The organism is Vibrio sp. MM46 (genome assembly GCF_027587135.1).
Classification (GTDB): domain Bacteria; phylum Pseudomonadota; class Gammaproteobacteria; order Enterobacterales; family Vibrionaceae; genus Vibrio; species Vibrio harveyi.
Window position 1 is genome coordinate 21,469 of record NZ_JAPPTO010000023.1, and the last position, 15,327, is coordinate 36,795.

At 44.8% G+C, this 15,327-nt stretch carries 15 protein-coding genes and 1 other annotated feature; of the genes, 11 read left to right on the top strand and 4 right to left on the bottom strand.

What is annotated here, in order from left to right; all coding sequences use genetic code 11:
* Positions 1-7: 7 nt before the first annotated feature.
* The gene (locus OH459_RS21510) at positions 8-202 is read right to left on the bottom strand and encodes a hypothetical protein (RefSeq protein ID WP_005447847.1); all 195 of its coding nucleotides are present in this window, start codon (positions 200-202) and stop codon (positions 8-10) included.
* Between OH459_RS21510 and arcB the strand changes: the two genes are divergently transcribed.
* A complete protein-coding gene (gene arcB / locus OH459_RS21515; protein ID WP_269988666.1) occupies positions 192-2,561 on the top strand; it encodes an aerobic respiration two-component sensor histidine kinase ArcB in 2,370 nt (789 codons plus the stop codon). The two genes, OH459_RS21510 and arcB, sit on opposite strands and share 11 nt — an antisense overlap.
* 1 nt (position 2,562) lies before the next feature.
* The gene (locus OH459_RS21520; RefSeq protein WP_005447850.1) at positions 2,563-3,012 is read left to right on the top strand and encodes a hypothetical protein; all 450 of its coding nucleotides are present in this window, start codon (positions 2,563-2,565) and stop codon (positions 3,010-3,012) included.
* 104 nt (positions 3,013-3,116) lie between these two features.
* On the opposite strand, the gene arcA is transcribed toward OH459_RS21520, so the two are convergent.
* Complete coding sequence (arcA, locus tag OH459_RS21525; RefSeq protein WP_005447851.1) at positions 3,117-3,833, bottom strand: two-component system response regulator ArcA; 717 nt, start codon at positions 3,831-3,833, stop codon at positions 3,117-3,119.
* A 361-nt stretch (positions 3,834-4,194) separates the two neighbouring features.
* On the opposite strand from arcA, the gene OH459_RS21530 reads away from it, so the two are divergent.
* Both OH459_RS21530 and OH459_RS21535 read left to right on the top strand, forming a co-directional pair.
* Positions 4,195-4,602 carry a DUF3293 domain-containing protein gene (locus OH459_RS21530; protein WP_005447853.1) on the top strand — a complete coding sequence of 136 codons (408 nt, stop codon included), beginning with the start codon at positions 4,195-4,197 and terminating at the stop codon, positions 4,600-4,602.
* A gap of 54 nt (positions 4,603-4,656) precedes the next feature.
* Positions 4,657-5,139, top strand: coding sequence for a putative 4-hydroxy-4-methyl-2-oxoglutarate aldolase (locus OH459_RS21535; protein ID WP_005447855.1), 483 nt, complete (start codon positions 4,657-4,659; stop codon positions 5,137-5,139).
* On the opposite strand, the gene OH459_RS21540 is transcribed toward OH459_RS21535, so the two are convergent.
* Entirely contained in the window at positions 5,136-5,606 is a 471-nt protein-coding gene (locus OH459_RS21540; RefSeq protein ID WP_005447857.1) for a hypothetical protein, read from the bottom strand. The genes OH459_RS21535 and OH459_RS21540 overlap by 4 nt on opposite strands.
* 441 nt (positions 5,607-6,047) lie before the next feature.
* Positions 6,048-6,164: a sequence feature (Thr leader region), on the top strand.
* A 53-nt stretch (positions 6,165-6,217) separates the two neighbouring features.
* Between OH459_RS21540 and thrA the strand changes: the two genes are divergently transcribed.
* The 4 genes from thrA to OH459_RS21560 all read left to right on the top strand — a co-directional run bounded on the left by thrA (position 6,218) and on the right by OH459_RS21560 (position 11,730).
* Entirely contained in the window at positions 6,218-8,677 is a 2,460-nt protein-coding gene (gene thrA, locus OH459_RS21545) for a bifunctional aspartate kinase/homoserine dehydrogenase I (RefSeq protein WP_269988670.1), read from the top strand.
* Between the two features lie 20 nt (positions 8,678-8,697).
* Positions 8,698-9,654 carry a homoserine kinase gene (gene thrB / locus OH459_RS21550; RefSeq protein ID WP_005447861.1) on the top strand — a complete coding sequence of 319 codons (957 nt, stop codon included), beginning with the start codon at positions 8,698-8,700 and terminating at the stop codon, positions 9,652-9,654.
* The gene (thrC, locus tag OH459_RS21555) at positions 9,651-10,931 is read left to right on the top strand and encodes a threonine synthase (protein ID WP_009702444.1); all 1,281 of its coding nucleotides are present in this window, start codon (positions 9,651-9,653) and stop codon (positions 10,929-10,931) included. Before thrB ends, thrC begins: the two co-directional genes overlap by 4 nt.
* A gap of 139 nt (positions 10,932-11,070) precedes the next feature.
* Positions 11,071-11,730 (top strand): NADPH-dependent FMN reductase, encoded by a 660-nt coding sequence (locus OH459_RS21560; RefSeq protein WP_047512476.1) that lies wholly within the window; start codon positions 11,071-11,073, stop codon positions 11,728-11,730.
* A gap of 111 nt (positions 11,731-11,841) precedes the next feature.
* Here the strand turns inward: OH459_RS21560 and grcA are convergent, their stop codons facing one another.
* Entirely contained in the window at positions 11,842-12,219 is a 378-nt protein-coding gene (gene grcA, locus OH459_RS21565; protein WP_005434930.1) for an autonomous glycyl radical cofactor GrcA, read from the bottom strand.
* A gap of 326 nt (positions 12,220-12,545) precedes the next feature.
* Between grcA and nfo the strand changes: the two genes are divergently transcribed.
* The 3 genes from nfo to OH459_RS21580 all read left to right on the top strand — a co-directional run bounded on the left by nfo (position 12,546) and on the right by OH459_RS21580 (position 15,212).
* Positions 12,546-13,433 (top strand): deoxyribonuclease IV, encoded by an 888-nt coding sequence (gene nfo, locus OH459_RS21570; RefSeq protein ID WP_061007748.1) that lies wholly within the window; start codon positions 12,546-12,548, stop codon positions 13,431-13,433.
* A 404-nt stretch (positions 13,434-13,837) separates the two neighbouring features.
* On the top strand, positions 13,838-14,518 hold the full coding sequence (gene ung, locus OH459_RS21575) for a uracil-DNA glycosylase (RefSeq protein ID WP_269988673.1): 681 nt from the start codon (positions 13,838-13,840) through the stop codon (positions 14,516-14,518).
* A 142-nt stretch (positions 14,519-14,660) separates the two neighbouring features.
* Positions 14,661-15,212: a hemerythrin domain-containing protein gene (locus OH459_RS21580; RefSeq protein WP_005447874.1), complete on the top strand. Its 552-nt coding sequence runs from the start codon at positions 14,661-14,663 to the stop codon at positions 15,210-15,212.
* Positions 15,213-15,327 lie beyond the last annotated feature (115 nt).

The following is a 15,327-nucleotide window of genomic DNA, read 5'->3' on the forward strand; positions in this document are numbered from 1 at the left end:
AGGCGGTTTAAATCACCGTATCAAACACGTTAAACTGCGAATACACAGCATGAGGCGTTGATGAGCCCTGAAGCGTCGCCATTTCAGTTGTGTGTCTTTCAAACATTGATGCTGTTGAGTAACTGCGCTTAACGGTTTTGCTTTTCAAACTGATCAGGGTTCGATGTCTAGCTTGTTCCATGGAGTAGTGAATGAAGCCCATGAAAAATCTCGCCCAGTACTATGTTGACCTATTGGTTAAGCTGGGGATTGTCCGTTTCTCGATACTACTGGCGTTGGCGCTGGTTGCACTGGCTGTTGTTGTGCAAGTTGGTATCACGTTGGCGCTTAAGGGTAACGTTGACGATATAGATATCGTTCGTTCGGTATTCTTTGGTCTGCTTATTACCCCTTGGGCGGTGTATTTCCTATCTGTCGTGGTGGATCAGCTTGAAGAGTCTCGTCAAAGACTGACCAAGTTAGTGTCTAAGCTTAAGGACATGCGTTCGCGTGACCAAGAGCTGAACTTTCAACTGCAGCAGAACATTGAAAAGCTCAATCAAGAAATTGAAGAGCGTATTAAAGCAGAAGAAGCACGTGAAGAAGCGATGCAAGACTTGGAGAATGAGGTGTTCCAACGTGAGCGTACTCAGCTTGAGCTTGCCGAGCGTACGGCGCTGTTACGCTCTTTTATCGATGCATCTCCAGATTTGATTTACTACCGCAACGCTGATGGCGTTTTTTCTGGCTGTAACCGCGCGATGGAAGAGTTAACTGGTAAGAAAGAACACCAGTTAGTGGGCTTGAGCCCTTGGGATGTCTACAGCAAAGAAGTGGCTGAGCATATCGTCGATACCGACCAAAAAGTCTTTGCTGATAACCAAGCAATTACCTACGAGCAATGGCTAGAATACCCTGATGGTCGCAAACATTACTTTGAATTGCGCAAAGTACCGTTCTACAGCAAAGATGGTCGCCACCTTGGTCTGGTTGGTTTCGGTCGCGATATCACCGAGCGTAAGCGTCATGAAGAATCATTAGAAAAAGCCAGCCGTGATAAAACCACCTTTATCTCCACTATCAGTCATGAGCTGCGCACACCGTTAAACGGCATTGTAGGCTTGAGTCGTATGTTGCTTGATAGTCAGTTGACTGAAGAGCAACGTAAGCACATGCAAACCATCAATGTTAGTGCCATTACTTTGGGCAACATCTTTAACGACATTATCGACATGGACAAATTTGACCGTCGTAAGTTGGAGTTGTTACCTACACCATTGAACTTTGAAGACTTCGTCGCTGAAATTGAAAGTATCTCGGCTCTGATGGCTGAACAGAAAGGGCTACGCTTCGATCTAGAGCGTTTGAGCTCGCTACCAAAAGCGATAGAAGTGGATGCGACACGTCTACGCCAGGTTATCTGGAACTTGGTTAGCAACGCCATGAAGTTCACCAAAGAAGGTGGCGTCGTAATGACGGTGAGCGCCGATGTTGAAGAAGATTACGCAACCATCATTATGGAAGTGGAAGACACCGGTATTGGTATTCCAGACGAAGAGCTCGATAAGATCTTTGCGATGTACTACCAAGTGAAATCAGGCAAAGATAACCTGCATGCGGTGGGTACTGGTATCGGTTTGGCGGTTTCTAAGCAGCTGATCAACATGATGGACGGTGACATTACCGTAGCAAGTGAGGAAGGATTCGGTAGTACCTTTACCGTATCGATTCACGTGCCAGTGGTTGAGTTAGAAGCACCTGTTATCGATGCAAAACGCGACAATGTACATCTTAATATCTTTATGGTCGAAGACATCGAACTTAATGTCACTGTTGCGAAATCTCTGCTCGAAAGCTTGGGGCACTCTGTTACTGTCGCAATGACGGGTGAGGAAGCGCTGGTGAACTTCGTACCGGATGAATACGACTTAGCTTTGCTTGATATTCAGCTTCCGGACATGACTGGGTTTGACGTGGCTAAGTACTACCGTGAACACTACGATAATCTACCGCCGCTGGTGGCATTGACTGCGAATGTCATGAAAGATCGTCGTGAATATCTCGATAACGGTATGGATGATGCCATAAGCAAACCACTTGCAGTTCAAGCGTTACAAGCGGTGATCGATAAGTTCTTCGTTGAGCGCGTTGAGAACAATGAGAGTGTGATGGAAGAGATCGCAGAAGCTGAAGTCATCGAAGAGGCGACACCGATGCCATCTCCAGTCATCAATACCCACTTGCTGGATCTTGATATGCTAGAGTCTTACGTGGATATCGTTGGCGTGAAGCCTGTGTATGACAGTATTAAGATGTTTGAAGACATGATGCCTGATTATATCGAGGTGTTGGACTCAAACATGACGGCAAAAGACCAAGACGGTATTGTTTCTGAAGCACATAAAATTAAAGGTGCAGCAGGCTCGATTGGTTTAAAACACATCCAAAGCGTCGCACAGAAAGCACAATCTCCTGATATGCCTGCTTGGTGGGAAAACATATCGGATTGGGTCGAAGAAATTAAAAACGAATATCAAAATGATATTCAAGTATTGAAGAGTTGGTTGGAACAGAGGAAATAAAATGAAGAAATTTGCATCGGCAGCACTGGCAATTGCGCTACTGGCGGGTTGTAGTTCTGCTCCTCAAGTTGGATGGCAACAAGGCAGCCAAGTCACGATGAATACAGTGAACGTTGAGCTAAAGAGCAACCTATGGGTAAACCTGATGCCAACCATTGGTGAAGTTCAAGAGCAGAACGTTCATGGCGCATTGTACCTAAAAGCAGATAATGAGCTGCCTGCAAACTTAACGGTTGATGCTCTGATTATTAAGCAAGGTGATTCAGAGTGGGAAATTGATGGTGACTTATTAGAGTTACGTACCCACAGTGAAAATCAGTGGGAAGTGGCGTTTGTATGGCAAATCGAAGCGGATATGGAGAAGTCGGTCGATTTGGCGTTATTGTTAGATGACGCAGGCAAGAAAGAGTGGTTAGTCGAGAAAGGCATCAAGATCGACAAAGTGTATTAGCCACTAAGCTTGTATTAACCATTAAGTTTGCATTCATTGCTAAGTGACAGATAGCAAAAGGGCTTGCTCATTGAGCAAGCCCTTATTGTTTATGCTGGGGCAAATTAGTCTTCTAGATCGCCACAGAAGCGGTAGCCTTCACCGTGAATAGTCGCGATGATTTCAGGTGTACCTGATACTGATTCGAAGTGCTTACGAATGCGACGGATAGTTACGTCTACAGTACGGTCATGTGGCTTAAGCTCACGACCTGTCATCTTCTTAAGAAGGTCAGCACGAGTTTGAATCTTACCTGGGTTCTCACAGAAGTGCAGTAGAGCACGGAACTCAGAGCGTGGCAGTTTGTAGCTGTCACCAGATGGGCTCACTAGAGAGCGGCTGTTGATGTCTAACACCCAACCGTTGAACTCGTATTTTTCTACCGAGCGTTTCTCTTCCTGTACAGCGTTAGTGCTCATTGAGCGGCTTAGCAGGTTGCGAGCACGGATAGTTAGTTCACGCGGGTTGAATGGTTTAGTGATGTAGTCATCAGCACCGATTTCAAGACCTAGGATCTTGTCTACTTCATTGTCACGACCAGTCAGGAACATCAGTGCGATGTTCGCTTGCTCGCGAAGTTCACGTGCTAGAAGGAGACCATTCTTGCCTGGAAGATTAATGTCCATAATAACCAAGTTGATTGAATTTTCAGACAACACTTGGTGCATTTCTTCACCGTCACTGGCTTCAAAAACAGCGTATCCCTCTGCTTCAAAAATACTCTTAAGAGTGTTACGAGTTACTTGCTCATCTTCTACGATAAGAATCTGCGGGGTTTGCATTGGCGGTACCTAAATTTGTGACAAAATTGTGCTAATAGAATAAATTCTAGGCAAAAATATAACATACAGGTAATGTGATTTTGATAATAAATCAAGTTGATCAAAAAAACACTTCTTTCAGTTATCCGCCTTCCTTGGAATTTTGCCAACTCACCAGTATCCGATGGCGACGTTTATTCTATAGGGCTTGTTTACCTTTCAATTCCCTGTAATTACGGAGCCTGAAACGTAAACACCCTAAGATATGGAGCGGATTTTATATTGTTAACAGCATGCTAACAATGCTCAAATGTTAATTCCATTCAGTTTGTTGATTTACATCAATTGATGAAATGTAACTGTTATTAATCGTTTAAGAGTTATGATAGAAAAAAGTAATACGAACATAGACGCATCGTTATGGAATGCTTATTCAGAGTCTTTCTTCCGTTTTCACGCTGAATGGGAGGTAACCAACTACGCGGTGATAACTGCTTGGAACCCTTACAGTAATCTGCGGTCAAAAGAAGAGAACTGCATAAGTAATCATAAACTCGAACAACAATTAAACCACGTTAAATACGTGCCTGTCACGGTTGGCGATCAGACATTTGAATGGTTTGAAGAGAGCTATGCTGCTGAGTTAACACCGCAAGCCGCAATAGACCTGGCGAATCAATTTCAACAAAACGCGATTTATTACGTCATTGATGACGAGCTTTACTTGATTGCTTGTTCAGAACCTGAAGTTTTGCACAAGCTAGGAACAATACAGCCGCGACTCGTCTAGAAGGATACTACTTATCTGAGCTTCAGCTTAGGTGAGACAATTCACGGAGGAAATATGAGAGACATAACACCAGACATTTGTGACCAGTTTGAGGACCAAGTCATCCTGCTTAGCTTACCATTGCAGAACTTTGGTCAACGCACGGCCTTTCATGGCGAGATTGTCACTGTACGTTGTTACCACGATAACTCCAAAGTACGCGAAGTACTGAACGAAGATGGCACTGGAAAAGTGCTGATTGTTGATGGACACGGCTCATGTCAAAAAGCGTTGCTAGGTGATCAGCTCGCGATTCTCGGTATCGAAAATGGTTGGGAAGGCATTATTGTTTACGGTGCGATTCGCGATGTGGCACAAATGTCACAAATGGATATTGGTGTTCAAGCTTTGGGTACATGCCCGTTTAAAACAGAGAAACGTGGCGTGGGAGAAGTCAACGTGACATTGACGATGCAAAACCAAATCGTGCAGCCAAAACACTATGTTTACGCAGACTGGAATGGGGTTTTGATTTCGAAAGAAGCGCTGGACTTCTAGAAGCGGAAACCTAATCCTACTTCGAAGCCTTGTTGCCAATCTTGGTAATCTAGAGTGGCGTGAAGATCCAAATTCTCGGTGATTTTCACGCGACTTGAAACTTCAGCAGCAAGGCTACTGTCTTCTTCTCGGATACCTTCCGCCGTTTCAGCTTTATAAGATCTAACAGTACTTTTCACTGTTACTCGATCATTGAAGTGATAACTGATCCCACTAAGAAAACCGCTTTGGTTTTTTGTTGGCGAGTTGTTGACTCGCGCACCAACGTAAAGATCAACGGAATCAAACAGCTCGTATGAGTAACCACCATCTATGTTCCATACATCGAAGCTATCTGTTTGATAGTTTTCACTAGAGATGAAAAGCTTGTGTGGAGACGAAGAAGTTTTGCCTGGAAGAGGCGGAAGATCGTTAGCAAGACAAACGCTAGGCACGGCGAATAGCAACAGAAAAATCCATTTTTTCATGTGACCACTCCTTGTGTCTAACTTTGTTATTAGTATGTGCTAAAAGCTTCTCACTATTAAAGCATAGAATATGAAAGCCAGCTCATTTATTTCCCACTTAATTCGATCCTAGGAACCTTGATCACAGTTAAGTTGTTGTTAAATAGAACCTGCAAAGATCAGTTTTCGATTGTGCATATTTGCATCAAGATCTTACATAGGATCTTCATCCTAATGGATCTGTAAGAACCATGAGCGAATGACTGAAAAAAAAGAATAAAATCGTAAGCAGACTAACTCATTGTAATTACACTTAAATATCAACGACATTGCGCAGCAGAAATCTCTACAAGGCCGGAAAATACACAATTTTTTGTTGACTCTGTTTCGGAAACTCGGTAAACGTAGAGTTAAGAAAACACACAACTATCGTTGAATATTTATTTATGACATCTCACAGCCAAGTAGTAATGACCACAACCATTATTATTACCGACACGACCAATGTTGGGGCAGGCTGCTGAGCGAAAGAAATTCACAAGAAAGGCCTGTATCCAACAAGATACAGGCCTTTTTTTATGCTTTTTTATAAAGAATTTAGACAGATCTAAGAAGATACATCGGAGGAAGGGATGCGAGTATTAAAGTTTGGCGGCTCATCATTAGCGGATGCAGATCGCTTTCTAAGAGCGGCGGATATCATCGCCAACAATGCGCAGCAAGAAGAAGTCGCAGTGGTACTTTCAGCACCAGGCAAAACGACCAATAAACTGGTCGCGGTGATTGAAGGTGCACTTCGCAATGGTGAAGCTGAGTTGCAAATCAATGAACTTGAAGCTTCGTTCAAAGCATTATTTTTAGATATCCAAAATGTATTGCCAAACATCGATGGTGCTGCATTTGACAACCAAGTAAAAACTTCACTTTCTCAGCTTCGCCAATTCGTTCATGGCATCAATCTTCTTGGTATGTGCCCAAACAACGTCAACGCACGCATCATTAGTAAAGGTGAGCGCGTCTCGATTCAGTTGATGAAAGCGGTATTAGAAGCGAAAGGGCAACCTGCGCATCTTATCGACCCAGTCGAGTATCTATACGCAAAAGGCGACCACCTAGAAGCGATGGTCGATGTTGAAGTCTCTACTCAGAACTTCCGCCAAAATCCTCTTCCTCAAGGTCACGTAAATATCATGCCTGGTTTTACCGCAGGTAATGAGAAAGGTGAGTTAGTAACACTTGGTCGTAATGGCTCTGACTACTCTGCTGCGGTTCTTGCAGCGTGTCTGCGCGCAGATTGCTGTGAAATTTGGACTGACGTTGATGGTGTTTACAACTGTGACCCTCGTTTGGTGGAAGATGCTCGTCTTCTTAAATCACTGAGCTACCAAGAAGCGATGGAGCTTTCTTACTTTGGCGCATCCGTTCTGCATCCGAAAACCATCGCACCAATCGCACAATTCCATATTCCTTGTCTGATCAAAAACAGCTTTAACCCACAAGGGGCAGGTACGCTGATTGGTCAAGACACTGGCGAAGATAACCTCGCAATCAAAGGCATCACGACGCTGAACGACCTAACGATGGTTAACGTGTCTGGTCCTGGTATGAAGGGTATGGTTGGCATGGCAAGCCGAGTATTTGGTGCAATGTCATCAGCCGGTGTGTCTATCGTTCTGATCACTCAATCCTCTTCTGAGTACAGCATCAGCTTCTGTATCGAAGCGCAAGACAAAGCAAAAGCACAACAAGTATTGGCGGATGCGTTTGAACTTGAACTAAAAGACGGTCTACTTGAACCAGTCGAGTTCATTGATGATGTTTCTATTGTGACACTTGTGGGTGACGGTATGCGTACATCACGCGGTGTTGCATCTCGTTTCTTCTCATCTCTTGCTGAAGTGAACGTAAACATTGTAGCTATTGCACAGGGCTCATCTGAGCGTGCAATCTCAGCTGTGATTCCTGAAGATAAAATCTCTGAAGCGATCAAAGCTTGTCACGAGAACCTATTCAACTCTAAGCACTTCTTAGATGTATTCGTGGTTGGTATTGGCGGCGTTGGTGGTGAACTAGTGGATCAGATCGAGCGTCAACAAGCGAAGCTTGCGGAAAAAGGCATTGTGATTCGCGTATGCGGCTTAGCAAACAGTAAAGGTCTTCTACTTGATAGTGAAGGGCTGCCACTGGAGCATTGGCGTGACCGTATGTCGGCAGCGACAGAAGAGTTCAGCCTAGCGCGTCTGATTTCTTTAGTGCAACGCAACCACATCATCAACCCAGTATTGGTTGACTGTACTTCAAGTGAAGATATCGCGAATCAATACGCAGACTTCCTAGCAGCAGGTTTCCACGTAGTCACGCCAAACAAGAAAGCAAACACAGCAAGCATGGCCTACTACCATCAACTTCGCGATGTTGCGCGCAGCTCTCGTCGTAAGCTGATGTATGAAACAACCGTAGGTGCAGGTCTACCGGTAATCGAAAACCTACAAAACTTAATCTCAGCAGGTGATGAACTAGAGCGCTTCAGCGGCATCCTTTCTGGCTCTCTTTCTTACATCTTCGGCAAGTTAGACGAAGGCATGAGCCTAAGTGAAGCAACCAACATCGCCAAGCAAAACGGCTTTACCGAGCCTGACCCTCGTGATGATCTATCGGGTATGGACGTTGCGCGTAAGCTACTTATCCTTGCTCGTGAAGCTGGTATGTCCCTAGAACTAGAAGACGTTGTGGTTGATCAAGCTCTGCCACCAGGTTTTGACGACTCAGGCAGCGTTGAAGAGTTCATGGAACGTTTACCAGAGGCGGACGCATACTTTAAAGAGCTGTCAGCTAAAGCGGCGGAAGAGGGCAAAGTGCTGCGTTATGTAGGTGAAATTGTTGATGGTAAATGCACGGTAAGCATTGCTGCCGTAGATGAAAATGATCCGATGTTTAAGATCAAAGATGGTGAAAACGCACTGGCATTCTACAGCCGCTACTACCAACCAATTCCACTGGTATTGCGTGGTTACGGTGCAGGTACTGAGGTTACGGCTGCGGGCGTATTCTCGGATGTGATGCGTACTTTAGGTTGGAAGCTAGGGGTATAACGACAATGAGTTCAAGTGATATGGATGTAGTGGTCTACGCCCCAGCATCAATTGGTAATGTAAGCGTTGGTTTTGATGTTCTGGGGGCGGCGGTGTCCCCAGTTGATGGCACACTATTGGGTGACCGTGTATTGGTTAAATCTGGGGCTGAGCCGTTCAGCCTAAAGACGGCTGGTGATTTTGTTGAGAAGCTACCAACTGAGCCAAAAGAGAACATCGTTTACGATTGTTGGGTAGTGTTTGCTCGCGAGCTAGACAAGAAAGGCGTCGAGCTAAAGCCACTTGAAATGACACTAGAAAAGAACATGCCAATCGGCTCTGGATTAGGCTCAAGTGCATGTTCTATCGTTGCTGCATTAGATGCATTGAACCGATTCCATGGTCAGCCGCTTAACGAGACAGAGTTACTGGCGCTGATGGGAGAAATGGAAGGTAAGATCTCTGGTGGTATTCACTACGATAACGTCGCACCGTGTTACCTTGGCGGTGTGCAATTGATGCTTGAAGAGTTGGGTATCATCAGCCAAGAAGTGCCTTGCTTTGATGATTGGTTCTGGGTGATGGCATATCCGGGTATCAAAGTATCAACAGCAGAAGCGCGTGAGATCCTACCATCTCAATATCGCCGACAAGATATCATTGCTCATGGTCGCCATCTTGCGGGCTTTATTCATGCGTGTCATTCTGGTCAGCCAGAACTTGCTGCAAAAATGATCAAAGACGTGATCGCAGAACCGTATCGTGAGAAACTGCTTCCGGGTTTTGCAAATGCACGTCAATACGCAGCGTCTGCGGGTGCATTGGCAACCGGTATTTCTGGCAGTGGTCCGACACTGTTCAGTATTTGCAAAGAGAAAGATGTCGCTGAGCGAGTTGCTCGCTGGTTAGAACAGAACTACGTACAAAACGAAGAAGGATTCGTCCACGTTTGTCGTTTAGATAAGCAGGGTTCGAAAGTAACAGGAAGTGAGCTATGAAGCTTTACAATATAAAAGAAAATGATGAACAAGTTTCCTTTGGTCAAGCCGTTCGCCAAGGGTTAGGTCGTAACCAAGGTCTATTTTTCCCATCGGAACTACCAAAATTTGAAGACGTTGATGCGCTACTGGCAGAAGACTTTGTCTCTCGTAGCACGAAAATCCTATCTGCACTGATTGGTGATGAGCTGGCGGAAGAGCAAGTTAACGCATTGGTTGACGCTGCATTCCAATTCCCTGCGCCAATTAATCAAGTGAAAGACGGTGTTTACGCTCTGGAACTGTTCCATGGTCCAACGCTTGCATTTAAAGACTTTGGTGGTCGCTTTATGGCGCAATCTCTTGCAGCCGTTTCGGACGGCGGCAAGATCACCATTCTGACTGCAACTTCTGGCGATACTGGCGCAGCCGTTGCGCATGCTTTCTACGGTATGGAAGACATCAACGTTGTGATTCTTTACCCGAAAGGCAAGATCAGCCCACTGCAAGAAAAGCTATTCTGTACGCTTGGTAAAAACATTCACACTGTCGCGATCGATGGTGACTTCGACGCGTGTCAGGCTCTGGTTAAGCAAGCTTTTGATGATTCGGCATTGCGTGAAGAGATCGGTCTGAACTCTGCAAACTCAATCAACATCAGCCGCTTGATGGCACAAATCTGTTACTACTTTGAAGCTGCCGCGCAAATGAGTAAGCAAGAGCGTGAAAACCTAGTCGTGTCTGTACCAAGTGGTAACTTTGGTAACCTAACTGCTGGTCTACTGGCAAAAGCACTGGGTCTGCCTATCAAACGTTTTATCGCTGCAACTAATGCTAATGACACGGTACCGCGTTACCTACAAACGGGTAAGTGGGAGCCAAAACCAACGGTCGCAACGACATCGAACGCGATGGACGTGAGTCAACCAAACAACTGGCCTCGTATCGAAGAGTTGTGTCGCGTGAAAGAGTGGGGCTTGGAGACGCTAGGAAAAGGTGCTGTATCTGATGAGCAAAGCGCTCAGTCAGTGAAAGACTTACATGCTTTAGGTTACCTGTGTGAACCGCACGGTGCGATTGCTTACCGTGTTCTTGAAGAGCAACTGCAAGATGGTGAGACCGGTCTGTTCCTATGTACTGCACACCCTGCGAAGTTCAAAGAAGTGGTGGATGACATTCTGCAATCTGACATTGACCTTCCTGCACCGTTAGCGAAGCACGCTGCGATGGAACTGTTATCAGAAGATCTCGACGCAGACTTTGACGCATTGAAACAAGTACTGCGCCGCGTGCAGTAAGCTTCAAAAGCACAGCAAGCACCAAAACAGAAATAGCGAGAGGTGGATGAGTAATCATTCACCTTTTTTATTGCCGATAAGTTTTAACTCTCTTTATTCTTGAGAAACGAACTTAACCGAATGAGATGGAAAGAGAAGCATGCATTTTTTGATTTTTCTTGGCTCAGTGAGAGACAGCACGCCACCACGACCAGCCCGTTTAGGTATGCGAGTCAGTTTAGCGTGTGAAAAACTCATCGTGAGTCAGCATTCGCAACATACTGTCGAAATCATCGACCCATTGAACTATGACTTTGGCGATGTGTTTAAGCCCGAGTTTGCTTATCACCGCTCTAAAGTGCCGCAGCACCTAAGTGAGTTGGCAGACAAAATCAAACAGGCCGATGGGTATGTGATGGTTAGCCCGGAATACAACCATTCGATGAGCCCAGCTTTGGCAAACATGCTTAATCACTTTGGCAGTTCGCTGTTTTCCTATAAGCCAAGTGCTATCGTGACCTACTCTGCCGGGCAATGGGGTGGTGCTCGTGCTGCAGTGTCGATGCGTACTTTCTTATCCGAGTTGGGGTGCTTGCCTGTGTCGGCAATGATCCACATTCCGAAAGCACAAGAGGTATTTGATGAGCACGGTGTGGCTGCGAATGAGTCGGAGCAGGCGCAGTGGGACAGTTATATGAATCGCACCCTGCATCAACTGATTTGGTGGGCAGAAGGGGCGTCACTGCAAAGAGATAGGCTTGATCCAACCTCGTTGGCACAAGCGTTTCAGAAAGATCCTTCGCAAAGAAATGCACCTTGAAGGCGAGTTGCTTTTTACTATCGGAAGGGTTTCGAAGGATCCAGAAACAAAAAAAGCTTGGTCATTGCTGACCAAGCTTTTTAAATTCTAGCAAACTAGTTTACTGAGAGATTATAGAGACTCAGTAAAAGTACGAGCGATTACGTCACGTTGCTGTTCTGGAGTTAGCGAGTTGAAACGTACTGCGTAACCAGAAACACGGATAGTTAGCTGTGGGTAGTTCTCTGGGTGTGCAACTGCATCTTCTAGAGTTTCACGTTTAAGAACGTTCACGTTTAGGTGTTGACCACCTTCGATGCGAGGAGCAGTTTCGATCGCTACTTCACGGCTTTCGTATTCACCTAGGTCGCTGATTGCGATAACTTGGTCTGCTTCGTAAGTTGATGCTGCAGCAACACAACGCGCTTCGTTCTTCTCGCTATCTAGTAGCCAGATTGAGTTTAGTAGTTCGTCGTTAGCTGCTTTAGTAATTTGGATACCTTGGATCATCACTATCTCCTAGACCACTTACGTGGTGATTATTGGTGTTAATTTTCGAATTTTTGTCGAGCTAAGTATTATATAGCCAATATCCATTATTTTAATATTGATTTAAGTCAAAAAACAACCAAAAACCTTAATTTTTTGAAGGTGATTTTCTTGAGTTAAATCAATAAAACGTTTGAAAACATACTATTTACAATTTATTTGATAATATAAAAAATATTTAAAAGTTAATTTTGTTGTAAATTTACTACAAAATGAGCTCAAAAATTAACCTTGGTAACGCAACTGCCTGTATTTAGGTAGTCATCCTGAAAGTCTAAAGTGATTAAATGACAAACATGAAAAACAAGTTTGGAAACAAATTTATTGGTGCTCACGTATCTGCGGCTGGAGGGGTTGATCAAGCGCCTCTTCGTGCTCGTGAAATTGGTGCGAATGCGTTTGCTCTGTTTACTAAGAACCAACGTCAATGGGTTGCAAAACCACTCGAAGAAAAAACTATTAGTGCGTTCAAAGCAAACTGCAAAATGCTTGGTTTCGGCGCCGAACACATTCTTCCCCATGACTCTTATCTGATTAACTTGGGCGCTCCAGAAGAAGAAAAGCTGAATAAATCCCGCGCGGCATTTATTGATGAGATGGAGCGTTGTAACCAATTAGGTTTAACCTTGCTCAACTTCCACCCTGGTAGCCACTTAAAGAAAGTGTCGGAACAGGAGTGTTTGGCGACGATCGCCGAGTCGATCAACCTCGCGCACAAAGCAGTGCCGAATGTGATCGCTGTGATTGAGAACACGGCAGGACAAGGCACTAACTTAGGCTGGAAGTTTGAGCATTTGGCTGAAATCATCGATCAAGTGGAAGACAAAGAACGTGTTGGTGTGTGCCTCGATACTTGCCACACGTTTACCGCAGGTTACGATCTGCGTACTAAAGAGGATTGTGAGCATACCTTTGCTGAGTTCGATCGTATCGTAGGCATGCACTATTTAAGAGCAATGCATCTAAATGATTCAAAAGTCGAATTCGCTAGCAAGGTTGACCGTCACCACTCATTAGGCAAAGGCGAGATTGGCTGGAACTGTTTTGAGTACATCGCTAAAGATCCACGTTTTGATGGTATCCCTCTGATTTTAGAAACAATTGACCCAGATATTTGGCAGCAAGAAATCAACACCTTACGCCAATTCCACATGGAAGAAATGGTTAATTCCTAACGGGATGGCAAAGTTGGCATCCTTCTTTCTTAGCTAAAACCATTGAGCGGTTATGCGCTTGTTTTAAACGCCTGAACTCAACGTTGTAGTTAGGCGAAGCTAGTTAGGAGGATGACAATATGTCTCGACCAGTTTCTTTTATCCCAGCGACACACTCTCGACGAGTATTACGTTTACCTACTCCAAACCGCCATATATCAGGACAAGGACACTTTCGAACGCCGCAGCGTAATTAGCGTCATCATTATTAGTATTGGTTACTTTGGGTTTAGCCAAACCAGCAAGGTCAAGACGGATTGTCTGTTCATCAGTTTTTGAGAAGCCGTCTCAAGCTGGTGGTAAGTTTTTGTTTGTTTGAGTTTCGCTCGTTAGAATAGAGGGAAACATTAGGACAGGAACTTTCCATGAATCAGTTACCCACTTGGCACGATGTGATCGGCGAAGAGAAAGAGCAGAGCTACTTTGTCGATACTTTGAATTTTGTTGAAGCAGAACGAGCGGCAGGCAAAGCCATTTATCCGCCAGCGAAAGACGTATTTAATGCGTTTCGTTTTACCGAGTTCAAAAACGTTAAAGTAGTGATTCTGGGGCAAGACCCTTACCACGGTCCTAATCAAGCGCATGGTTTGTGTTTCTCTGTGTTGCCCGGCATTAAAACGCCACCGTCTTTGGTGAATATGTACAAAGAGTTGGCGCAAGATATCGAAGGTTTTCAAATTCCTCAACATGGTTTTTTGCAAAGCTGGGCAGAGCAAGGTGTGTTGCTACTAAATACCGTATTGACGGTAGAGCAGGGCAAAGCACACTCGCACTCAAAAACGGGCTGGGAAACCTTTACTGACCGCGTAATTGAAGCGATTAACCAGCATCAACAAGGTGTGGTGTTCCTGCTGTGGGGCTCACACGCGCAGAAGAAAGGTCGCTTTATCGATCGTAACAAACACTATGTGTTAACGGCACCGCATCCATCACCGTTGTCTGCTCACCGAGGTTTCTTTGGTAGCAAACCATTTTCACAAGCGAACCAGATCCTCTCTCAGCAAGGCAAAGAGGTCATCAATTGGCACCTACCAATGGCGGTGTAAAGTGCACTTTCCTCTTATATAAGGAGAGAGCAATCAGTACAGCGATCGTGACATCACGATCGCTGTTTTTTTGAACACCGTCGAGTCAGGTTTTCGCTTTCTCATATACACTTATTAAAAGTAGGTGTTAAGGAGAGACGCTATGATGATCGAAAGAATTCGACGCGAACACGGCTATATGGTCCGTCTGCTGGCAATACTGCGCCACAAATTGAATGAGATTAAACAAGAACGCGCTATCAACTATGCGTTGGTGAGTGAGATCGTGGATTATCTTTCTAACCATTCAGAAAAAATTCACCATCCTAAAGAAGACATTCTCTATCGCTACTTCCTAGAGCATTATGGTCAGCAAAAGACCATGGAAAACTTGGAACAGGAACATCAAGATCTGGCGGACAAAACCAAAGCGTTTTCAATGTTGATTGAGATGATTTTGCAGGATGCTGTTGTCCCTCAAGATATGTTCGTTGCTCAGCTTGAAGACTTCATCGTGACGCAAAAGCGCCATCTGGAGCTAGAAGAGCGCCAAATCTTACCTCTAATTGAAGAGTTGTTCACTTCGCAAGACTGGCAATATGTTGAAAGCCTATGGCATGAGAACGAGGACGATCCTGTGTTTGGTAATACTATTGCAGATCGCTACAAGCAACTTGCTGATCGAGTGCGTCAGAACGACGCTGAGTTTGTCTAAAACATAAAAATGACGAAGTAATCGATTGCGTGTGCGTAGTTTGTTTCGTCATTTTCTTGTCTGATGGGAATTGTTTAGAAATTGTCTCGTTTAAAATATGAGTGAAAACTGAGGG

Coding starts and splice junctions, on each gene's coding strand:
- grcA (WP_005434930.1), bottom strand. CDS start 12,219: ATGATCCAAGGTATCCAAATTACTAAAGCAGCTAACGACGAACTACTA.
- OH459_RS21580 (WP_005447874.1), top strand. CDS start 14,661: ATGATGATCGAAAGAATTCGACGCGAACACGGCTATATGGTCCGTCTG.
- OH459_RS21520 (WP_005447850.1), top strand. CDS start 2,563: ATGAAGAAATTTGCATCGGCAGCACTGGCAATTGCGCTACTGGCGGGT.
- thrC (WP_009702444.1), top strand. CDS start 9,651: ATGAAGCTTTACAATATAAAAGAAAATGATGAACAAGTTTCCTTTGGT.
- OH459_RS21535 (WP_005447855.1), top strand. CDS start 4,657: ATGAGAGACATAACACCAGACATTTGTGACCAGTTTGAGGACCAAGTC.
- arcB (WP_269988666.1), top strand. CDS start 192: ATGAAGCCCATGAAAAATCTCGCCCAGTACTATGTTGACCTATTGGTT.
- OH459_RS21560 (WP_047512476.1), top strand. CDS start 11,071: ATGCATTTTTTGATTTTTCTTGGCTCAGTGAGAGACAGCACGCCACCA.
- OH459_RS21530 (WP_005447853.1), top strand. CDS start 4,195: ATGATAGAAAAAAGTAATACGAACATAGACGCATCGTTATGGAATGCT.
- arcA (WP_005447851.1), bottom strand. CDS start 3,833: ATGCAAACCCCGCAGATTCTTATCGTAGAAGATGAGCAAGTAACTCGT.
- thrA (WP_269988670.1), top strand. CDS start 6,218: ATGCGAGTATTAAAGTTTGGCGGCTCATCATTAGCGGATGCAGATCGC.
- ung (WP_269988673.1), top strand. CDS start 13,838: ATGAATCAGTTACCCACTTGGCACGATGTGATCGGCGAAGAGAAAGAG.
- OH459_RS21540 (WP_005447857.1), bottom strand. CDS start 5,606: ATGAAAAAATGGATTTTTCTGTTGCTATTCGCCGTGCCTAGCGTTTGT.
- nfo (WP_061007748.1), top strand. CDS start 12,546: ATGACAAACATGAAAAACAAGTTTGGAAACAAATTTATTGGTGCTCAC.
- OH459_RS21510 (WP_005447847.1), bottom strand. CDS start 202: ATGGGCTTCATTCACTACTCCATGGAACAAGCTAGACATCGAACCCTG.
- thrB (WP_005447861.1), top strand. CDS start 8,698: ATGGATGTAGTGGTCTACGCCCCAGCATCAATTGGTAATGTAAGCGTT.